The organism is Lentilactobacillus kefiri (genome assembly GCF_007989105.1).
Taxonomy (GTDB): Bacteria; Bacillota; Bacilli; order Lactobacillales; family Lactobacillaceae; genus Lentilactobacillus; species Lentilactobacillus kefiri.
In genome coordinates this window covers 1-19,235 of sequence record NZ_BJVK01000036.1, presented here as the reverse complement: position 1 = coordinate 19,235, position 19,235 = coordinate 1, and the positions used below count along the sequence as shown (strand labels likewise).

Annotated in this window: 16 protein-coding genes; 9 read left to right on the top strand and 7 right to left on the bottom strand. The window is 42.3% G+C overall.

The features are described from left to right. Positions 1 to 118 precede the first annotated feature (118 nt). The 3 genes from LKE01_RS09880 to LKE01_RS09870 form a co-directional block, all read right to left on the bottom strand. Positions 119 to 769 carry an NAD(P)-dependent oxidoreductase gene (locus LKE01_RS09880; protein ID WP_056981592.1) on the bottom strand — a complete coding sequence of 217 codons (651 nt, stop codon included), beginning with the start codon at positions 767 to 769 and terminating at the stop codon, positions 119 to 121. 218 nt (positions 770 to 987) lie between these two features. Continuing rightward, positions 988 to 3,246: a glycoside hydrolase family 65 protein gene (locus tag LKE01_RS09875; protein ID WP_056981590.1), complete on the bottom strand. Its 2,259-nt coding sequence runs from the start codon at positions 3,244 to 3,246 to the stop codon at positions 988 to 990. Between the two features lie 15 nt (positions 3,247 to 3,261). After that, the gene (locus tag LKE01_RS09870; protein ID WP_056981588.1) at positions 3,262 to 4,620 is read right to left on the bottom strand and encodes an SLC45 family MFS transporter; all 1,359 of its coding nucleotides are present in this window, start codon (positions 4,618 to 4,620) and stop codon (positions 3,262 to 3,264) included. Positions 4,621 to 5,033: 413 nt separating this feature from the next. Between LKE01_RS09870 and scrK the strand changes: the two genes are divergently transcribed. The 5 genes from scrK to LKE01_RS09845 all read left to right on the top strand — a co-directional run bounded on the left by scrK (position 5,034) and on the right by LKE01_RS09845 (position 9,676). Beyond that, positions 5,034 to 5,909 (top strand): fructokinase ScrK, encoded by an 876-nt coding sequence (scrK, locus tag LKE01_RS09865; protein WP_056981587.1) that lies wholly within the window; start codon positions 5,034 to 5,036, stop codon positions 5,907 to 5,909. A gap of 71 nt (positions 5,910 to 5,980) precedes the next feature. Further along, complete coding sequence (locus LKE01_RS09860) at positions 5,981 to 6,982, top strand: zinc-dependent alcohol dehydrogenase family protein (protein ID WP_054769617.1); 1,002 nt, start codon at positions 5,981 to 5,983, stop codon at positions 6,980 to 6,982. 1 nt (position 6,983) lies between these two features. After that, a complete protein-coding gene (locus tag LKE01_RS09855; protein WP_054769618.1) occupies positions 6,984 to 7,739 on the top strand; it encodes a DUF6198 family protein in 756 nt (251 codons plus the stop codon). A gap of 75 nt (positions 7,740 to 7,814) precedes the next feature. Further along, positions 7,815 to 8,204, top strand: coding sequence for a VOC family protein (locus LKE01_RS09850; RefSeq protein WP_056981585.1), 390 nt, complete (start codon positions 7,815 to 7,817; stop codon positions 8,202 to 8,204). Between the two features lie 125 nt (positions 8,205 to 8,329). Beyond that, positions 8,330 to 9,676 carry a glucose-6-phosphate isomerase gene (locus LKE01_RS09845; RefSeq protein WP_054769619.1) on the top strand — a complete coding sequence of 449 codons (1,347 nt, stop codon included), beginning with the start codon at positions 8,330 to 8,332 and terminating at the stop codon, positions 9,674 to 9,676. Between the two features lie 96 nt (positions 9,677 to 9,772). On the opposite strand, the gene LKE01_RS12105 is transcribed toward LKE01_RS09845, so the two are convergent. Beyond that, complete coding sequence (locus LKE01_RS12105) at positions 9,773 to 9,916, bottom strand: hypothetical protein (protein WP_156645007.1); 144 nt, start codon at positions 9,914 to 9,916, stop codon at positions 9,773 to 9,775. Between the two features lie 289 nt (positions 9,917 to 10,205). On the opposite strand from LKE01_RS12105, the gene LKE01_RS09840 reads away from it, so the two are divergent. Beyond that, positions 10,206 to 11,111 carry a hypothetical protein gene (locus LKE01_RS09840; RefSeq protein WP_054769620.1) on the top strand — a complete coding sequence of 302 codons (906 nt, stop codon included), beginning with the start codon at positions 10,206 to 10,208 and terminating at the stop codon, positions 11,109 to 11,111. A 92-nt stretch (positions 11,112 to 11,203) separates the two neighbouring features. Here LKE01_RS09840 and LKE01_RS09835 read toward each other — a convergent pair whose 3' ends face one another. Further along, complete coding sequence (locus LKE01_RS09835; RefSeq protein ID WP_056981583.1) at positions 11,204 to 13,096, bottom strand: SH3 domain-containing protein; 1,893 nt, start codon at positions 13,094 to 13,096, stop codon at positions 11,204 to 11,206. Between the two features lie 443 nt (positions 13,097 to 13,539). Between LKE01_RS09835 and LKE01_RS09830 the strand changes: the two genes are divergently transcribed. Then, on the top strand, positions 13,540 to 14,778 hold the full coding sequence (locus LKE01_RS09830) for a hypothetical protein (RefSeq protein ID WP_054769623.1): 1,239 nt from the start codon (positions 13,540 to 13,542) through the stop codon (positions 14,776 to 14,778). 177 nt (positions 14,779 to 14,955) lie between these two features. After that, positions 14,956 to 15,828, top strand: a complete 873-nt coding sequence (locus tag LKE01_RS09825; RefSeq protein WP_095345010.1) for a hypothetical protein — start codon at positions 14,956 to 14,958, stop codon at positions 15,826 to 15,828. Between the two features lie 160 nt (positions 15,829 to 15,988). Here LKE01_RS09825 and LKE01_RS09820 read toward each other — a convergent pair whose 3' ends face one another. Further along, positions 15,989 to 16,306, bottom strand: a complete 318-nt coding sequence (locus LKE01_RS09820) for a hypothetical protein (protein ID WP_054769626.1) — start codon at positions 16,304 to 16,306, stop codon at positions 15,989 to 15,991. A gap of 17 nt (positions 16,307 to 16,323) precedes the next feature. On the opposite strand from LKE01_RS09820, the gene LKE01_RS09815 reads away from it, so the two are divergent. Further along, a complete protein-coding gene (locus LKE01_RS09815; protein ID WP_109249129.1) occupies positions 16,324 to 17,163 on the top strand; it encodes a D-alanyl-D-alanine carboxypeptidase in 840 nt (279 codons plus the stop codon). Positions 17,164 to 17,298: 135 nt separating this feature from the next. On the opposite strand, the gene LKE01_RS09810 is transcribed toward LKE01_RS09815, so the two are convergent. Continuing rightward, complete coding sequence (locus tag LKE01_RS09810; protein WP_056981578.1) at positions 17,299 to 18,957, bottom strand: hypothetical protein; 1,659 nt, start codon at positions 18,955 to 18,957, stop codon at positions 17,299 to 17,301. Between the last annotated feature and the right edge of the window lie 278 nt (positions 18,958 to 19,235).

Below are 19,235 nucleotides of genomic sequence, written 5' to 3'. Positions count from 1 at the left end.
GAAAGAAAAAATTCCGACAGTTACAAAAAGAATCAGAATTATTTCTTTAGAAGCACATTGAAAAAGTTCGATAAAACTGTTAGAAATGTGTCATTAAAATTGTGTTTTTAAAAAAAGCTCATTTATCAACCGCCGTAAATCGTTCATTTCGATGAGCAGGCTTTTCAATTTCATCCAGGATTACTTTGGCCATTGTCCCTGCAGTAATCTCTGACTTGCCTTTGGCATTTGTTAATAATTTATCTTTGCCAAGTGTATATTCAGTGGCGTCACCTGGTTTAAACGTTGAACTGGGCGAAACGGCAACCCAATTGACACCCGTTGTATTCTTCAACAAATCATATTCTTTGGCTTGCTGACGCGGAACATCGATAAATGACTCGTTATTCGGCATCTTTTCCAATTTATCAAGCAGATGGTGACCATCTGGAGTTTCCAAGCTGCCGGCGCCTAAGATAAAGAACAGTTGTGGTGCGGGGGCATTCTTTGCAAACTCAATTAATCTGGCTGCCAGATCAACGTGCTTATATGCCTGACCGGGATCATGGGTTGCGAACGCATCCACAAGGACATCCAAGTTTTCAATATCCGGACGTTGAATATCAAAGACATCCTTCACCATATAAGAAGCTTTATCGGCAAACATGTCCTTGGCTTTTTCTTCATTCCGAACAAATGTGGTAACGTTCAAGCCCCGATTAATGGCTTCTTTGGTAATTGCACTTCCGGCCATTCCGGTTGCACCAATAATTCCAACTTTCAATGTCATATGATGAACCTCCAGTTCTTTTGTAAACAATTTTATAATGTTTTATTTAATTACTTAAGTATAGTATCAACTGTTTTTACCCGCTTTTCAATTAATTTGACTTGTCACTTCCATTTCTCAAAAGGCCTATTAATTCAGGCCTTTGACCATATGCGACAAAAAATTCCAGGGACTTGGTCATCCCTGGAATTTCGTTATTCAATATCAAAATTGGTTAATTATTTTTCAAGCTTTACTGGTTTTCCAGCAACATCAATTGTAATCGGATCACCTTTGATCAACTTGAAGTGAGAACCGTCTTTATCAACATCAACTTCAATCAGACGGTCGCGAAAGACTTGTCTAAATGAATAGTGGGACCACTTCTTAGGTAGGAATGGTGCGTAATGCAGCTCGCCATTTCGAACTCGCATGCCGGCAAATCCTTGCACAACGGCAATCCAGCCACCGGTCATCGCAGTGATGTGCAAGCCGTCAACCGTATCATTGTTATAGTTGTCCAAATCCAGTCGAGCCGTTCGTTCGTACAGTTCAACCGCCTTTTCTTCATAGTGAAGATCGGCTGCCAATACTGAGTAAATGGCGGGTGACAAGCTTGATTCATGAACCGTGTATTGTTCGTAGAAATCAAAGTTGGATTTCTTTTGTTCCGGTGTGAAGTCATCAATAAAGTCCCAGATTCCTTGAAGCACGTCACCCTGCTTAATGTAAGGTGAACGCAAAATCTTGTCCCATGACCAGTTCTGGTTCAATGGCAATTGATCTGCCGGAATTTCTGAAACCGGCTTGAGGTCTTTATCAAGGAAACCATCGTGTTGAACAAAGATGTTCAAATCCTTGTCGTAAGGCAGATACATGTTGTCGACAATATCTTGCCAATGTTTCTTTTCATCTTCACTGACATTTAGCTTTTTAGCTTGTTCAGGTGAAACTTCCTTGAGAATCTCCAAGGTATATTTCAAAGTCCATTGAGCCAAAATGTTGGTATACCAATTGTTATCAACGTTGTTCTCGTACTCATCGGGACCAGTTACACCGTGAATCATGTAATTCTTGTTTCGTTGACTGTAGTGAACCCGGTCCGCCCAGAACCGTGAAATTTCTGTTAAGACTTTGGATCCTTCATTCAATACATATGAGGTGTCGCCGGTGTATCGGGTGTAATTGTAAATTGCAAAGGCAATGTCACCATTTCGGTGAATTTCTTCAAAGGTGATTTCCCATTCGTTATGGCATTCGATTCCATCGAAAGTAACCATTGGGAACAATGCCCCTTTAAGTCCCTGCTGTTTGGCGTTGTGATAAGCACCATCCAATTGCTTGTAACGATACATCAGCAAGTTCCGGGTAACTTTCGGATCGGTAATACCCAGATAGACTGGAACAGCAAATGCTTCAGTGTCCCAGTATGTGGCACCACCGTACTTTTCACCGGTAAAGCCTTTAGGGCCGATATTCAGTCGTGAATCTTCACCATAGTAAGTGGAGAAGAGCTCAAATAAATTGAATCGAATTCCCTGTTGGGCTTCGGTATCGCCATCAATGACAATATCTGATTTGTTCCAACGATCTGCCCAAACTTTTTCGTGGGCATCCAGCAATTCGTCATATGACTGGCCGGCAACTTTGTCACTCAATTGATGCATGGCAGCAGTCAATGCGTCTTGGGTATCGTAATCTCTTGAAGTAACAACGATCACCCGTTTCTCAAGCTGGGTGGATTCATTGGGTGCCAATTCACCGGTAAATTCATTCACAACTTCTTTTTCGTTTGGCTGGCTGACTTTCTTGGCTGACAAGCCGGTAACGTTTCTCATTTCCATTCCGGAAGTGAATCGTGGGGTACCAAATGGATTAGGCGTTGTTTCAGCAATCACGTTGCCTGAATCAGTCCCCTGTTCAGTTGAAAGAACTTCCCAGAAACGCTCATCGTAGTTAGCATCTTCGTTTTTAACATCACCGTCGATGGCAGAGTCAATCACTAAATCAACTTTACTTGAACCGACGTTTTTAATTGAAACTCGCTGAACTGAAAGTTCCTGTTGAGCAACACTCAGGAAGCGTTCGAATTTAACGGCAACTTCGGCATCGCCTTTGGTGACCGTAAATGAACGGGTTAGGAGGGCCTTTTTTATATCAAGGTTTAATTCAAAATCACTGAATTTGTCTTTGGCAAGATCAAGTGTCTCACCATTAATCTTAATGCCCATTTTGATGAAATTAACCGCGTTGACAACTTTACCAAAGTAATCAGGATAGCCATTCTTCCACCAGCCAACCCGAGTCTTGTCCGGATACCAGACACCACCGAGGTAAATTCCGTTCAGGGTATCGCCACTATAGTCTTCTTCGAAGAATCCACGCATCCCCATGTATCCATTACCAAGGCTGGTCATGGATTCCTGCAGCCGCTTATCTTCAGGCTTAAAGTCGTGGGTCACGATGTTCCAGGGAGTTACTTCAAAAGTTCTTTTCATAGTTAAATGTCCTTTCTATGCTTTGTAGGTTTCCTTAATGAATCCAACTGAGACAGCGCCAAGTGCCATGATGATACCAGCTAATACGAACATGTTTGGCTGTGCGTTTCCAAGTAGTGGGAACAAGCCGAAGCTGGCAAGTGATGCGACGATTTGTGGCAGGCAGATTGATCCGTTGAATAATCCAAGGTAGGTTCCCATATGTTCACCAGATAATGCGTTGGTAACCATTGTTAATGGGTAAGTGTTCATTGAAGCCCAGGCAATTCCGACCAAAGTATAGGAAATGATCAAAATGTATTGAGTGTGAATGAAGAATACTGAGAGAAAACCAATTGCACCCAATGCCAAACTCAATGAGTATCCCAACTTGTGATGATTGTTAGGTAATTTAGCCAAGACATATGACCAGATAACAGCGGCAATTGATTGAACGGCAGCTAAAACACCGTACCAGTTACCGGCAGCTTGATAACCTGCAGAAGTTGCATTGGTTGTGTTCCATACGTTATTGGCAATGGCTCCGGCAGAATAAGTCCAGAGATATTGGAAAGCAATCCAGCAGAAGAATTGAACCAGGGTAACTGTCCAAAATACTTTAGGCGCTTTCTTAAGCAATGACCACCAGTTACCACCAGTCGTATTAGCTTCTTCGGTAATTCCATGATATTTGGCATAAGTTTTAGGATCATATTCATGAACCTTGAAGATTGTCAGCAAACTTGTCAGCAACAGAATTGCGGCACCAACATAGAAGGAAATAACAACTGATTGAGGAACAACCCCTTTTTCAGCGGTGTTGGCAACTCCAAATGCGGTAAAGATAAATGGGAAGATGGCTGCGATAACCGCACCACCATTTGATAAGAAGCTTTGAATACCATATGCATAACTCTTTTGATCATCGTTAACCATGTCACCAACCATCATCTTGAATGGCTGCATGGCAATGTTGGATGAAACATCCAGCAAAGCAACGGTTACCGCACCGAATACCAAAGCGGTAACGGATGCGTATCCGAAACCAAAGCTACCCGAATTAGGCAGCAGGCACATCACGATAATCGCAATTAACGTTCCCAAAGCAAGGTATGGAAGTCGACGACCGCCAAGCTTCGGTGCCCATGTTCTATCTGAATAGTAACCAATAATCGGTTGAACAATTAATCCTGCAAGTGGTGGCAAGATAAAGAACCAGCCCAACTTATTTGGATCCGCCCCAATCGTTTGGAAGATTCGGCTCATTTGTGAGCTTTGCAGGGTAAATGCAATCTGCACACCCAAGAATCCAAAGTTAATCATCCAAATGGTGCTGGCAGGAAGCTTGGGTAAGCCAGACTTCTTGGTTGCTGCTGCACTACTTTGTTCATCCATTTCATATTCCTCCGTTTCAATAATCCCTAAAAATAATAGCGTTTACATTTTGAATTATTGCACGTTCTTTCAAAAGTTGCAAACGGTTGCATGAAATTTATTGAGCATTTTTTGGATGGATCTTCCCTAAATGTTGTGATAGCGGTTACTTTGCCGATTTATTACATTTTTGAAACAGTCAATTTATTTTTGAAGCCGTTGACTGATCACAATAAACAAATAATTTTAAAAAAAGTTTTTTAGCTTTTTTCACTGATATATAACGGCTGTGGTCTAGACCTCATGGATATTATGAAAATTGTTTGTGTAAATTATTTTCAGCTTTTCATTGCACTTCTTTCAAAAATGTTTTATATTGAACAAGCATTCACAAGTTGTTGATAATTACAATTTCATAAGGTGGTGAGATTTACATGCTGTTAGGTAGTGTTGAAGCCGGAGGTACGAAGTTCGTATGTGCGGTTGGTAACGAAGATTACCGAATCTTGGATCGGACGCAGTTCCCTACGACCACTCCAAAGGAGACCTTGCAAAAAACGGTTGATTACTTCAAGCGGTTTAAAGATCTCAAGGCAATCTCAATTTCTTCATTTGGACCGATTGAGCTTCGTAAGAACTCGCCTAAGTACGGGTACATTACAAATACCCCGAAAAAAGGCTGGGCCAATACAAATTTTGTAGGTCGAATGAAAGAGGATTTCGATATTCCGATTAGCTGGACAACCGATGTTAATGGTTCCGCATATGGCGAGTACGTGATGGCGACCCTGTTCAACGAAAAGATTAATTCGTTGGTTTATTACACAATTGGTACCGGAGTTGGTGCTGGTGCAATCATCAATGGAAACTTTGTTGGCGATATGGGGCATCCCGAAATGGGACATGTTCGTTTGAAGCGTCACCCGGACGACCTTAATTTTAGGGGAATCTGCCCATATCATGGTGATTGTTTGGAAGGCTTGGTTGCAGGTCCAACATTTAAACCACGAACCGGTAAGAAAGGCCAAGACGTTCCATTAACTGATCACACTTGGGATATCATGGCATTCTATGTTGCCCAGGCTGCGATTCAAGTGACCTTAATGATGCGGCCAGCCAAGATTGTCTTCGGCGGTGGCGTTGTCAGTGAAGGATTCTTGAAGAAGGTTCGGGAACAATTCAATGAATTGATGAATCATTACGTTGACGTTGGTGATCTCGATAAGTACATCGTGATGCCATTGGTTAAAGATAATGGTTCAGCAACCGTTGGTGACTTTGCTCTAGCTTTAAAAGAATACAACAAGTAAAACTTATTTTTTTAGAACGTTCCACAAACGTTTGTGGAACAAGACAGATATTAAAGGAGATTATTTATATTATGAAAGCACTCGTATTTACAGGAAAACAACACATGGAAATTCAAGACATCGACAAGCCTGAAGTAAAGCCTAACGAAGTCCGTATCGACACTGCCTACGCTGGTGTCTGTGGTACCGACCACGCCCTATACAACGGCCTTCCAGGTTCAGCAGACGCTGTTCCTCCAATCGTTTTCGGTCACGAAAACTCAGGTGTTATTTCTGAAGTCGGCTCAAACGCTGATGGCTTCAAAGTCGGCGATCGAGTTACTGTTGACCCTAACATTTACTGTGGCAAATGCTTCTACTGCCATACCGGCCGTCCAGAACTTTGCGACAACCTCTCAGCTGTTGGTGTAACTCGCAATGGTGGCCTTGAAGAATCCTTTACTGCTCCGGCCACAAACGTTTACCCTATTCCTGATAATGTTTCATTAAAGGATGCCGCAGTTATCGAACCCATCTCATGTGCCGTTCATGGTATCGACTTGCTTAAGTTGACTCCATACCAAAAAGCTTTGGTTATTGGTGATGGCTTCATGGGTCAATTGTTCGCTCAAATTCTTCAAGCCTATGGTGTTCACCAAGTTGACTTGGCCGGAATTGTTGATGAAAAGTTGGCTCTCAACAAAGAAAAATTGGGTGTAACCAACACATTCAACACCACTCGCGACAAGCTTCCTGAAGACTATGACGTTGTCATTGAAGCCGTTGGATTACCACAAACTCAACAACAAGCCGTTGAAGCTACTCGTAAAGGTGCTCAAGTATTGATGTTTGGTGTTGGTAAACCAGATGCTCATTTTGAAATGAACACTTACGAAATTTACCAAAAGCAATTAACTGTTCAAGGTTCATTTATTAACCCTAACGCATTCGAAGATTCAATCGCCCTTCTCCAAAGTGGTGACTTGAACGTTGATGCCATCATCAGCAACGTCTTTAACCTGGACGAAGTTGAACCATTCTTACAAGGTAAGACCAAGGGCGTTTCAAAGGCTGTTGTTAAAGTAGGTGAATAATTTGAAAAATAATGAGGTAACTGCCAGCGAAGTATTAAATGGTCGGACAATCTCAATGTCTAAATCAATCACCTTCTTTATCATTTCGTTGGTGATCAACTCCGCCGGAAACGTATTGACCTTGGTTACCAGTGCCCAAATCCACCCTTCCTATTTAGGATCGGCTTATTGGACCGCCGCTGAAGCCAATCTGGCTGTCGGATTCGGCTGGAATCTGTTCTGGACATTCCTGATTCTTGGAGTGGTCATTACAATTTTAAACGCCATTCTTGTTGGGCATTGGAGCTGGAGCCGAGCACTTGGAAACCTAATCTTCATGGTTCCCTTCTCTGCATTAATCCAAATTTTTGAAGACTTCTTTCTTGGCAAGTACCCGGCACTGTTCAGTGGCTTCCCACCCGCAAAGACCCCGTTGATGATTGGATTTTATATCCTGTTAAACTTCCTTGGGGTTGCAATGATCGGAACCGCCATCTCAATCTACCAACGGGTTAACCTGGTATTGCATCCCGCTGATGATTTAATGCAGATCCTGCGGTTTAAGTACTTCAAAGGAAATGCCACGACAGCGATGTGGGCATCATACATTCCACCTACACTGATGGCAATCCTGGCTTTCGCAATCACCCGTCAATTCACCAACTTCGGAATTGGAACCATCTTTGCATTCTTATTCCAAGGCGGAATTACAGGTATTGCCGATACCAAGATCTTCCCAAAGCTGAAACATCAGGCGTTGGATGTTGGTCAAGACTAACGTATAATTAAGTTTGGGCCGGTGTTCAAACGCATTAACCCAATCACAAAATTTGATAAAAAAGAGGACATAATCATGGCAATTAAAGATGATATTACCGGAATCCAACACGTTGGTATTCCCTCAGTTGATTTAGACAAAACAATCGCGTTTTATGAATCACTTGGATTTGAAGAAGCCGGCTTATTCCATAACGGCGAAAACCGTTGCGCATTCATGCGTTTTGGCAACTTAACAATTGAAACTTACGAAGGCGATCCAACTGCCCGCAAAGCCGGTGCCATCAATCATTTCTCGTTAAACACCCCAGACATTGAGAAGGCATTTGCTGACGCAAAGGCACAAGGCTTACGTTTAGTTGATAAAGAAATCCAATCGATTCCTTCATTCTGGAAGCAGGGAATCAAGTACTTCAACATCCTTGGCCCTAACGAAGAAACAATCGAGTTCTGCCAGATTCTCTAGGCTCAGTCCGGTTATTAATAATTGGAACAACGTCAAAGTGGCTGAGACAAAACTTATGTTTTGGTTCCAGCCACTTTGTCATATAATGAAGTAGTCAATTAATCCAAGAGAGGATGTATTAAAACATGGCTCATATTTCTTTTGATGGTTCAAAATTATCAAAGTTCGTTCACGACAACGAACTCGGTGAGATGCAGGCAATGGTTAATGCTGCAGATGATGAATTGCGTAAAGGCACTGGTGCCGGCAGTGATTTCCGTGACTGGCTCACCCTGCCTAAAGATTACGACAAGGAAGAATTTGCCCGAATTCAGGCAGCTGCCAAAAAGATTCAATCAGACTCAAAGGTCTTGGTTGTAATTGGTATCGGTGGTTCATACCTGGGTGCCAAGATGGCCGTTGATTTCTTGAACGATACCTTCTTCAACTATTTACCAGATGACAAGCGAAAGTTCCCACAAGTAATGTTTGCCGGAAATTCACTCAGCTCATCATACGTTTATGATTTAATCAACCTGATTGGCGACCGTGACTTCTCAGTCAACGTGATCTCTAAGTCGGGAACAACAACCGAGCCTTCAATTGCATTCCGAATCTTTAAGGAACGCTTAATCGCCAAATACGGCGAAGAGGGCGCTAAAGAACGAATCTATGCCACTACCGATAAAGCACACGGTGCTTTGCGGAAAGAAGCAGATTCAAACGGATACCAAACCTTTATCATCCCAGATGGTATTGGTGGCCGTTACTCTGTCTTGAGCCCAGTCGGCTTGTTGCCAATCGCTGTCTCAGGTGCTGACATCGAACAATTGATGAAGGGTGCCGCAGATGCATCCGATGAATATTCCGATGCTGATTTGACCAAGAACGAAGCTTATCAATACGCAGCTTACAGAAATATTTTGTACCGCAAAGGCTTCACCACTGAATTGTTGGAAAACTACGAACCAAACATGACCTACTTCGCCGAATGGTGGAAGCAGCTCATGGGTGAATCAGAAGGTAAGGATGAAAAGGGTATCTACCCTTCATCAGCCAACTTCACCACCGATTTGCATTCATTGGGTCAATACATTCAAGAAGGATTACGAAACCTCATGGAAACAGTTATCAAGCTCGATAAGCCCAACCATGACGTTGACATCCCTAAAGAAAAAGACAACTTGGATGGTCTACAGTATCTTGAAGGCCGCACCATGGACTACGCCAATACGGAAGCCTTCCATGCGGTTGTTCTCGCCCACACCGATGGTAATGTGCCAAACATGGCCATTCACATCCCTGACGAAACCCCTTATACTCTGGGCTACTTAATCTACTTCTTCGAGGTAGCCGTAGCGATTTCCGGTTACTTGAACGGAATCAACCCATTCAACCAACCAGGTGTTGAAGCATACAAGCAAAACATGTTTGCATTGCTTGGCAAACCTGGATTTGAGGAAAAGGGTAAGGAACTTAAGAAACGTATTTAGTTCTCATTAAAATTTCCCGCAAATAACCCGTTCGCTGACATTGTGTTGATGTTGGCGGGCGGGCTTTTTATTTTCAATCACCTTATATAAGTATATTTAACACTTTGTAAAAGAATATTTGTTTGAGGGTTCATTTATAGATAAACAGGAAATAATCGGTGTGCCGATAGCGGCCACAATCAACCACAAGACACCCGTAATCTGAGCCCAATTAAGTCCATGAGTAATTTCTTCAATCAAACAATCACCTCCTCGTCATTAATCTTTCTAGTCAGCTAGCTATTCCGCCACTCAAACTGTTTCAGACAATCACAATTAATGGGGGTCTAACAGTTCTCCTAGTGAAATAAAACTCAGCCCAAAGAAACAATCCGAATCTTTTGGCTGAGGGGCTATGTTATTAGTATGACTGAAAGTTTTGGTAAAGATTGTCCGTTTTGTCACCAATTTGTTTCCCATTTGTGTAATGAATGGGTAAACTAAATTAGTTTCAGTGCTATACTATATTTAAATTTGGAGGCGAACTTTTATGAAGAAAAGCATCTTACTGTTAACCACGGTTTTAACCGGCTTAGGCTTCCTGGGGGCCACTACTCAAGCAAAGCCTGCCCAGGCCTCGGCTCGTTACTACTGGGTGAAGTCAATTAATCGCCCTTCTCTGGCTTACCACGCTGTCAGTCAGCGATCGGCTTACATTTACAACGCTACCCATACCCAGAAATTACATAACCTCAAAAACTATCCACGGACAACCTGGTACGTTTCCAAAAGTATCCTCATGCGTTCCAGCTACACGGGTAAGAAAGGCGTTTACTATTACGTTACTAATGCTGCCGGGACGGCAAGTGGGATTGTTTGGCGCGGTTATTTAACTAGAGGTATCAATCCGAACGCAACTAGTGGTACCACTCCTAGCGGTGATAATGGCAACTCTAATAACGGAAACTCTGGTGATAATTCTGGCAATACCAACGGTGATGCATCAAATGGCACGGATACCAACACTACCAATAGCCTAAGTCAGGAATTAGCCGGCTTTTTCGAAGGAACAGTTCCTAATTCACAACTACAGCAAATTGCTAATGAGTACCCCAGTTTTGTTGGCAAATATAGTAATCCAGACATTGGTGACGAAGCCTTTCAAGTGATGGTAGCTAACAAATATAAAGATACTCAGCAGTACATGACTTTCTTTTTCATTGGTAACAGTGGTAAAAATAACAAAGAAAAACAACAACAATTAAAGTCCGGCAAGATTTCATTCAAAGACTATGTGAATAATGTCGTTTATGCTGCTAACGGTAACGTGAGTTTCACAACCTTTAAAAATCGCTTAATCGGGGCCTATGCCTTTGATAAAAGCAGTCTAAATTACGGTCGGGGTGTGGTGATCCTTGAATACCCTCAACAAGATCAAAAGAGTTCTAACCAATAAGGATAAAATCAAAAAATGGGTGAGCACGTAACCATGTTTACAGTTACGCGCCCACCCATTTTTTTGAATATCATTTTATCAACCAGTCACTCTCAGTTGGCTGGCTTGCTAAAGTCAATCTGATCAACGAAGTAGCTTGGATCACTCCAGCCAACCCGATGACGGAATAATTTTTTGGCGCCTGGCTTAATTTGTAAAATATCAAAAGCCGGCTCGGTATTGGTATTGATCGTGCGGGCCTCTTGACCATCACCTCGATCAGGTAAAGCACAAGTGGTCGTCAAGTAGGTAACACCACCCTCAACACAGGAATCATCACGGTGGGTATGCCCACCAAAGACACCAATCACGGAACTGGCGTGATTTTCGATGATATCCTTAATGTTGCCGCCTTCAAAGACGTTTGGATAGAAGGAACCATCGGATTGCTTAATTTCCGCAAAGTCATTTGGTTGACCACTCTGCCAAACTTGGCCGTGGAACATAATATGGGTAAAGATAAGGGCTTTTTCACCATTACTTTGAATGGTATCCAAAGTACTCTTTAACCAGTTCTGCTGTTCCACACTAAAGTGGGGCCAGCCATGTCTAAAGGAAGTTCGGGAAGTAATCAGGTCGCCATAATCATCTGGTTGATCGAACCCATCCAAGACAACCACGTTCACTTTACTGTTCGGAATCTTATAAGTTCCGTAAAGCGCATTATTAGCATTCGGTTCAACGTTCAAATATTGCTGGAACTTCGATAACCGAATCGTGTTAGCGACATCGTTGTGGATAATATTATCAGGCCAATAGCCATTTTCATCATGGTTGTCATCACGGGCAAACCCGGAATCGTCATCATGATTCCCTTGTAAGATAATAAATGGTCGTCGTCCTAACATCGTGGCATCAACGGCTCGCTTAATATCATCCATTTCCCAGTTGCTTGGAGCGGCTCCATCATTCAAGTCACCACCGTTGACCACAAGATCCAAGCCCACTTCATGAGCAATGTAACTCATCAGCTTCATTTGGCGTAAAGCCCGAACAGTTCCGGGAGTCTTGTAACTACTAAAATGGGTATCGGTAATATAACCAATTAAAATATCATCTTGAACCGGGTTATCTTGGTCAACCTGGGCTAACGAGGTCTTCAAATTAGTAATTAATTCGCTTTCAGCATCGTTTGGCGTTAAGTCAACTTGGGGATTTTCCCGCAAGGAAGATAAGTCACTGTATGAATCATCGTCTGCGTCCCGTTCCTCAGTTGAACTAGTATAATTCCAAATATCATTCCAAGGTTGTTTCTCACTCGAATCCTCAACATAATCGTACGTACTATGGTGTCCATTGGCTGTGTTGGTTTTTAATGGCGTAGTTGCTTTACCAAGGGTTAGGTAATTACCTTTAGGGTCAATTGCCCAAATTCGACCATCTGCCAGCACCTTGCCAGAGTAATGAACCGTTGAACCTTTTTCATAATGATCGACAGTCGGGCTGGAATAGAGCGGTTGTGTTCGTGAATAAGCGCCACTATCAACCAACTTAACATAACCTTTAACGGGGATTTGGGCCGTTACCAATTCGGCTGAGGTAATCGGCTCGCTTTCAAAACTGGGGGTACCAGTATCGGTACCGCCTTGGGGACGCGTATCGCTATCATCGTTTCCGCCACCGCCATTGTCACCGCCGCCACCATTATCAGATGACTTAATCGGATCGTCAGAATTGGTATCAATTCCAAAGTAAGTACCCTTAAGAATGTTGGCATAAGGAACGTATACCCGCGTACCACTGGCGCCGGTGTATGATACCCAGAAATGATCATCATTTTTTTCTTTCAGATCATAGTTGACACTTTGACCGCTCGTATAATCAGCCACGCCACTGGCGCTCATTTCCGGGGTTTCGCGGACTTTACAAGTGGTATTAAACGTAAACGTCCCGGATTCATTTAATTGATACCCTTCTGGGGTATTCTGTGCTGCTGTTGTATCCATCAATAAAACTTCCTTTCATTTTTTCAAATTTTGGCCATAAAAAAATCACTCAATTGAGTGATTCGGTAGTTATTTGCGTTGTTCCCCTCCTGGGTGGCCGGAACTTATCCAGTCAAACGGTTCGCGACACCGTTGATTGGATACAAAAACGCCAGGCCGTCCCGGGGGAAAGGACGGTCTGACGTTTCATTTAACCACCATATCAATTATGCCAGCTGATTTAAGCAAAGATTGTCGTCTTTGTCACCATTTTGGGTAACGATTGTAACCTTATTGGGTACTAAAATGGTAATGTAAACGTTTTTTTACTAAAACCCAACCGTTCGTATTTGATATATGTGGTATCCTATCAATAGGGTCAACTGATTGCTTACATACTGTCATTCTTCAACAAGAAGCTGATCGTTTTAATTACTTGAGGTTTTGATTAGGAGGACAAATTCATGAAGCATACTTTAAAAGCATCACTTTTTACCGGCCTGGCTGCGTTGGGGTTAACCGCCATCGTCGGTACATCAACGGCGAAACCGGCTGCGGCCAAGCTCTACGCCCGGACAACGTCTAATCAGCAACTAACCACCGACCCGACGACTCGCAACGTCGCTTTTACCGGTAACAACGCCCTTTACACTAAAGCCGGCACCTTACACGGTGCCCGGGTCATTGCGTCTGGGGCCAGTTTGAGTACCCTGGCCGCTGCCAATACTGCCGGTTCCAATGTCCGCGCTTACCGCGTTGCTACCACTAACCGCGGTTCGGTCTATTACAAAGTCGTCACCTTTGATGGTCAGTATCGCGGCTGGATCTACGGTGGCACTTCCACCGGCACCTTTGGCGGCGGGATTACCCCTTACGCCACCACCCAAGACGCGACTGCGCCGGATGCTAAAACCACGTTCAAATTAACGGACACCGCCTTGGCCCAAACGACCAACAACGTCTTTTATGACGCTCCCGCCAACACACAATATAAAGTTGGCGCAGCGCCAACCATTAACACCTTGGCCAACTATAAAGACGCCACCTTTACGGTTACTATAGCCGTCACCAATCCCCGAGACAATACGACTTGGTATCAATTAGCCTCAGTCAATGGCGATCTAAATGGTAAATGGGTGAACAAAGATAATCTGACCGAAGCCAAGCCTGCAAATAACAGTACTAGTGACAATAGCGTCACGGTTGTTTACCTGGACGGCGAAAACGGCACGAATAACCCAGTTGATAAAGCTAACCAAACCTTTACCACCACTGATACCTCGACTAAAGCCGGTCAAGTTGCCGCCAGTTCCTTTGTCAACGCGGATAAATTATCCTTACAGGACTTTGCCAAAAAGCATGTCCCAGCGGGCTATGCATTTGTTTCCTTTGGCAATGACAACGCCGTCTTTGGTGGCACCCAGTACGTTGAAGTTAAAAAAGCCGCGCAAGTCAAAGTGGTTTACTTGGACGCTACCAACAACAATAACAACCCCATTGACAAGGCTGATCAGACCTTCACGGCGGTCAACGCCGATGCCAATGCCGGCACCGCTGTCAGCAAATACAAGAACTCTGACGGCTTAACTTTGGCCGACTTTGCCAAAAAGCATATTCTATCCGGTTACACCTTTAAGAGTTTCGTCAATACCGACGCCGTCTTTGGCGGCACACAATACGTTGCCGTGGTCAAAGCTAAGTAGTTCATTTGCTCATCATTGAAAAAGGTCTGAATAATTAATTATTCAGACCTTTTCTAACTCAACTGCAATAATCTATGCCAGTATCAATCAATTAGTAATAATCATTTTTCTTGCAAAGGCTTTCGGTAAGCTAAATTCATTTCACTACTATAAAATGCAATCACGGGGGTATCTTTTATGAAAAAAAGCATCTTGTTTTTAGTTTCTGCTTCAGTGGCTTTGGGAATCATCGGAACCGTCACTCCTGGAATGCCAGTTCAAGCTTCGGCACGATACTATTGGGTTAAGTCCGTTAACCGTGATAATCTGCCCTATCACGCTACCAGCCACCAATCAGCATACATTTATAACCCAACCCATACTCGCAAACTACACAATTTAAAGAACTATCCCAATACCACTTGGTATGTTTCCAAAAGTATCCTGATGCGTTCTGCATACACCAAGAAAAAGGGAATCTACTATTACGTCACTAATGGGGCTAAGACAATCAGCGGGATCGTTTGGCGCGGTTATTTAACCGCTGGAGTCAATTCCAAAACGCCCGCAACTACTAATCCAACTGGGAATGGTACTTCTAATACCGCCATTCTCAAGCAACAATTCAAAGAATTTCTCGCCATGCCGCAACAAACTGCTGAGAACCAGGTAATTCAAAAGGTTAAGCAAGATTTAGCTGGAACATATACGTTTGATGATAATTTGATGAATTACGCCTCGTACACGACACACTATGCCGAAAATAATCCGACCATTTCTGACCCGGATTGGACAACAATAAATGCTAAATTTGGTATTACAAGTCAAAATTCAAAGCATACTGGTGCTGATACTGAGGATTTTGATAGTGCTTGGTTTGGAAGCGTTAAATATGACCCCGCTACAACTGAAAATAGTTATATTAATGCTTTTGCTAAATCATTAGAAAAGGGCATTTCGGCACTTTCCAGCGAATACTCTGACTACCTCAAAGTCGGTTTTGGTATTAATTTAGGTCAATCCCATGTATACACTCGATCGGCCGCAACCTATATTATTGTTGAGAAATAATACGTAACCATCAAACATTCAAAAAAATAGCGCCCGTTTTAGTCAACATTTAGAGATCTCTAAGTAAGGGTTCTAAGATATCTCATAAGAACTAAAACGGGCGCTATTTAAAGCCATACTGTATTATTTAAGGCTTAAATTACACATGATTTTATTTGCTTTACACATATGGAACATAAACGTTACCATCAGAAGTTGTTTGACCAACTGGAACATCGCTAAAAGCTGGTGAGTATGAGTTATAGCTTGAAAGTGAGTAATTATAAGGCAAATCCTGTTGAACGTTAACCGTTGCCACAACATCCGTCTCCCCAGTTGGTAAGACTGCCACAATATTCTGTGTTGTTGACGCATGAGCAGCTTCGTTACCACTGCCACCGTCATCAGTCTTAGTATAACGTTGGGTGCCAGTATCATCATAGGTCGTGGCGCCGACTCCTTTAATCCGGTAATTATCACTATCATCAATAAAATACAATCACGGGGGTATCTTTTATGAAAAAAAGCATCTTGTTTTTAGTTTCTGCTTCAGTGGCTTTGGGAATCATCGGAACCGTCACTCCTGGAATGCCAGTTCAAGCTTCGGCACGATACTATTGGGTTAAGTCCGTTAACCGTGATAATCTGCCCTATCACGCTACCAGCCACCAATCAGCATACATTTATAACCCAACCCATACTCGCAAACTACACAATTTAAAGAACTATCCCAATACCACTTGGTATGTTTCCAAAAGTATCCTGATGCGTTCTAGCTACACTAGGAAAAAGGGGGTCTACTATTACGTCACTAATGGGGCTAAGACAATCAGCGGGATCGTTTGGCGCGGATATTTGATCAACGGAGCAAATCCAAATACAACTAATCCTAGCGACAATAACTCAGGAACTGGCGGAAAAACACCCAACAATTCTGGATCCCAAACAACAAATGAAACAGTAACTGGAAATGGAATTACCCAATCTTATTTATCACTTACTGGAAGCACTATAGATTCGAGCCTCAAGAATTTAACCACTGCTCGTCAAGCTGCTTATTCTGAATCGCATGGAAATCCACCCACAACTTCACTGGCCGAAGATGCTGCCAAAAACAATGTAAATGCAACCGGCCTTCACGAAAAGTACATCATACTTGATAGTGATACGATTAGTGATCTAGAGGATGATAATGCCGATAAATCTATAAAAATATCCAACCAAATTTGTGCATCTGCCATCAAAAAGCAGTTCAATATTTCCTCAAATATTGGTATCTCAACCTTCGTTAATTATTATGGATACGATGGCGGCGTTATGAACGTTTCAATGATCATCCTATACCGTGATAAATAATCATTTATTTTAATAACAAAAGAGCCCCATACAAGGTAGTCTAAGAACTACTTTGTGTGGGGCTCCCCTACTTTTACACGGCAAGTATTAAATCAAAAGTAAGACATTTTGCTTTAATACTTACTCCATATTATTCTAAATGAATGGCACATAAATATTGTTTGAATCAGTATCATATCCAACAACAACTTGACTATAGGCTGGAGAATAACCATTCTGCGCAGAAATTGATACCAAGTACGGTAAGTTACGCTGAACGTTTACAGTTTGAACATTGAACTGGTTACCATCTGGATCTATACCAATAATATTCTGTGTTTGACTCTCATGGTATGACTCATTCCCAGATACCCGAGCGCCCGCATCACCAGTTCGCGTGTTACCATCATTATTAGTTGTGGTTGCTCCAACACCTGCCCAACGCACATTAGAACTCTTGGTAATGTTAGCTTTCTTTTGGGCTTCACTGAAATCATCAATTTTTTCAGGTGTCGTCATTGAACGGTAAGTATGGATCGTATTTGATGAAAACGAAAGGTTATCCATGTCGTGAGTCTTCTTTGCAAAAATTGCGTATGCGGGTGCTACCTTTGTTACCTCAGAAGCTCCGGCATTAAATATAGTATGAACTAACTGCGGATTCATATTATAAATAGTATTTTGATCAACATGAATATTACCTTCTGTAACACCTGACGATACCCCAGAACTTTCCTGTTGAATATTTACAGATTCAAATAAGAATACGGCAGGTGAAACTTTAGTTTGCCGACGTTCAATTGTATTATTTGTGATCTGAATATCATATGAATCAGTAAAGTGGATCGGAGCATCAAGCCCATCACCATTGTAATTTACTGGCTTCATATCCAGCATAAACGAATTGGTTAGTTGAATGCTGTGAATAATATCATCTGCATTATCAGAATCATGTTGGCCCAGTGGTAGTGGTGCATACTTGTACAGTGAAGATACACTTGAGTCTGTATAAATTGGCAAAAACAGTGAACCATCAACAGTTACATCATGTGTTGGCGCTGAGTCAAGAAGTGAACTGTCTGAAGCAACACCACCACTGACATTTTTAGCATAATCAATTTGAATAGCTTCTTTATAAAGAGCTGGGTATTCCGTAGAACCTGCAAAACCACTCTCGTCTGTCCCAGTTGCATTCCCCAAGAATACACAACTTGAAATGTGAATATTGCTTGATCCGCCCAAGTCAAGAGAATGTCCAGTTTGATCAAAAACACATTTAGTAAATGAAATCGAATCTGAATGGAGAATATTATGAGTTAAGCGCCCTTCATTTGTAGGTGTGTTACCATCTGGCAAAGAGCCTTTAAATGTAACGCCACTCCATGAAATGTTTGAGGCTTGTGAATAATCAATTTCTGCTCCTTCATGGCCTGCTGGATCGGCTCCTGCATCATTATCACCAACTAAGATTGCTCCCGCAAGCCCTTCAATATTAATATTGGAACTTGAAGAGTCAAATGTCAGTTGCTTAACTTTATAATAACCAGCAGGAATTTGGACAGTAATTGAGGTATTACCATCCTTTGGCTGAATTTTAATCAATGAATTGAAGATATCATCAATATCTGTATTACCTTGATTATCTGCACCAGCCTGTTTTAAATCATAGGTGTCGTTTCCAATATAACCAGAATTGTCTGAGCCTCCACCATTATCGTCGTTGCCACCATTATCACCGCCACCGCCGTTGTCACCACCACCGCCATTATCTGACGACTCAATGGGATCACCAGGGTTGTTATCGGTCCCAAACATATTGCCAGACGTAATATTAGCGTATGGAACATATAAGGGTGATCCATCAGCGCCGGTATAGGTTAACCAGAAGTGGTCACCGTTTTTCTCCTTACCAGAGTAATAAACTGTCTGACCAGAGACAACGTCTTCACCAGCTCATATCAGCTGATTGACGAATCTTACACTTGGTATTAAATAAGAATGAACCATTCATACTGATTGAATAGCCATCTGGTGTATTTTGTGCTGCATTTGTGTCCATAATATAAAACCTCTTTCTTAATTGATTTTTGTTA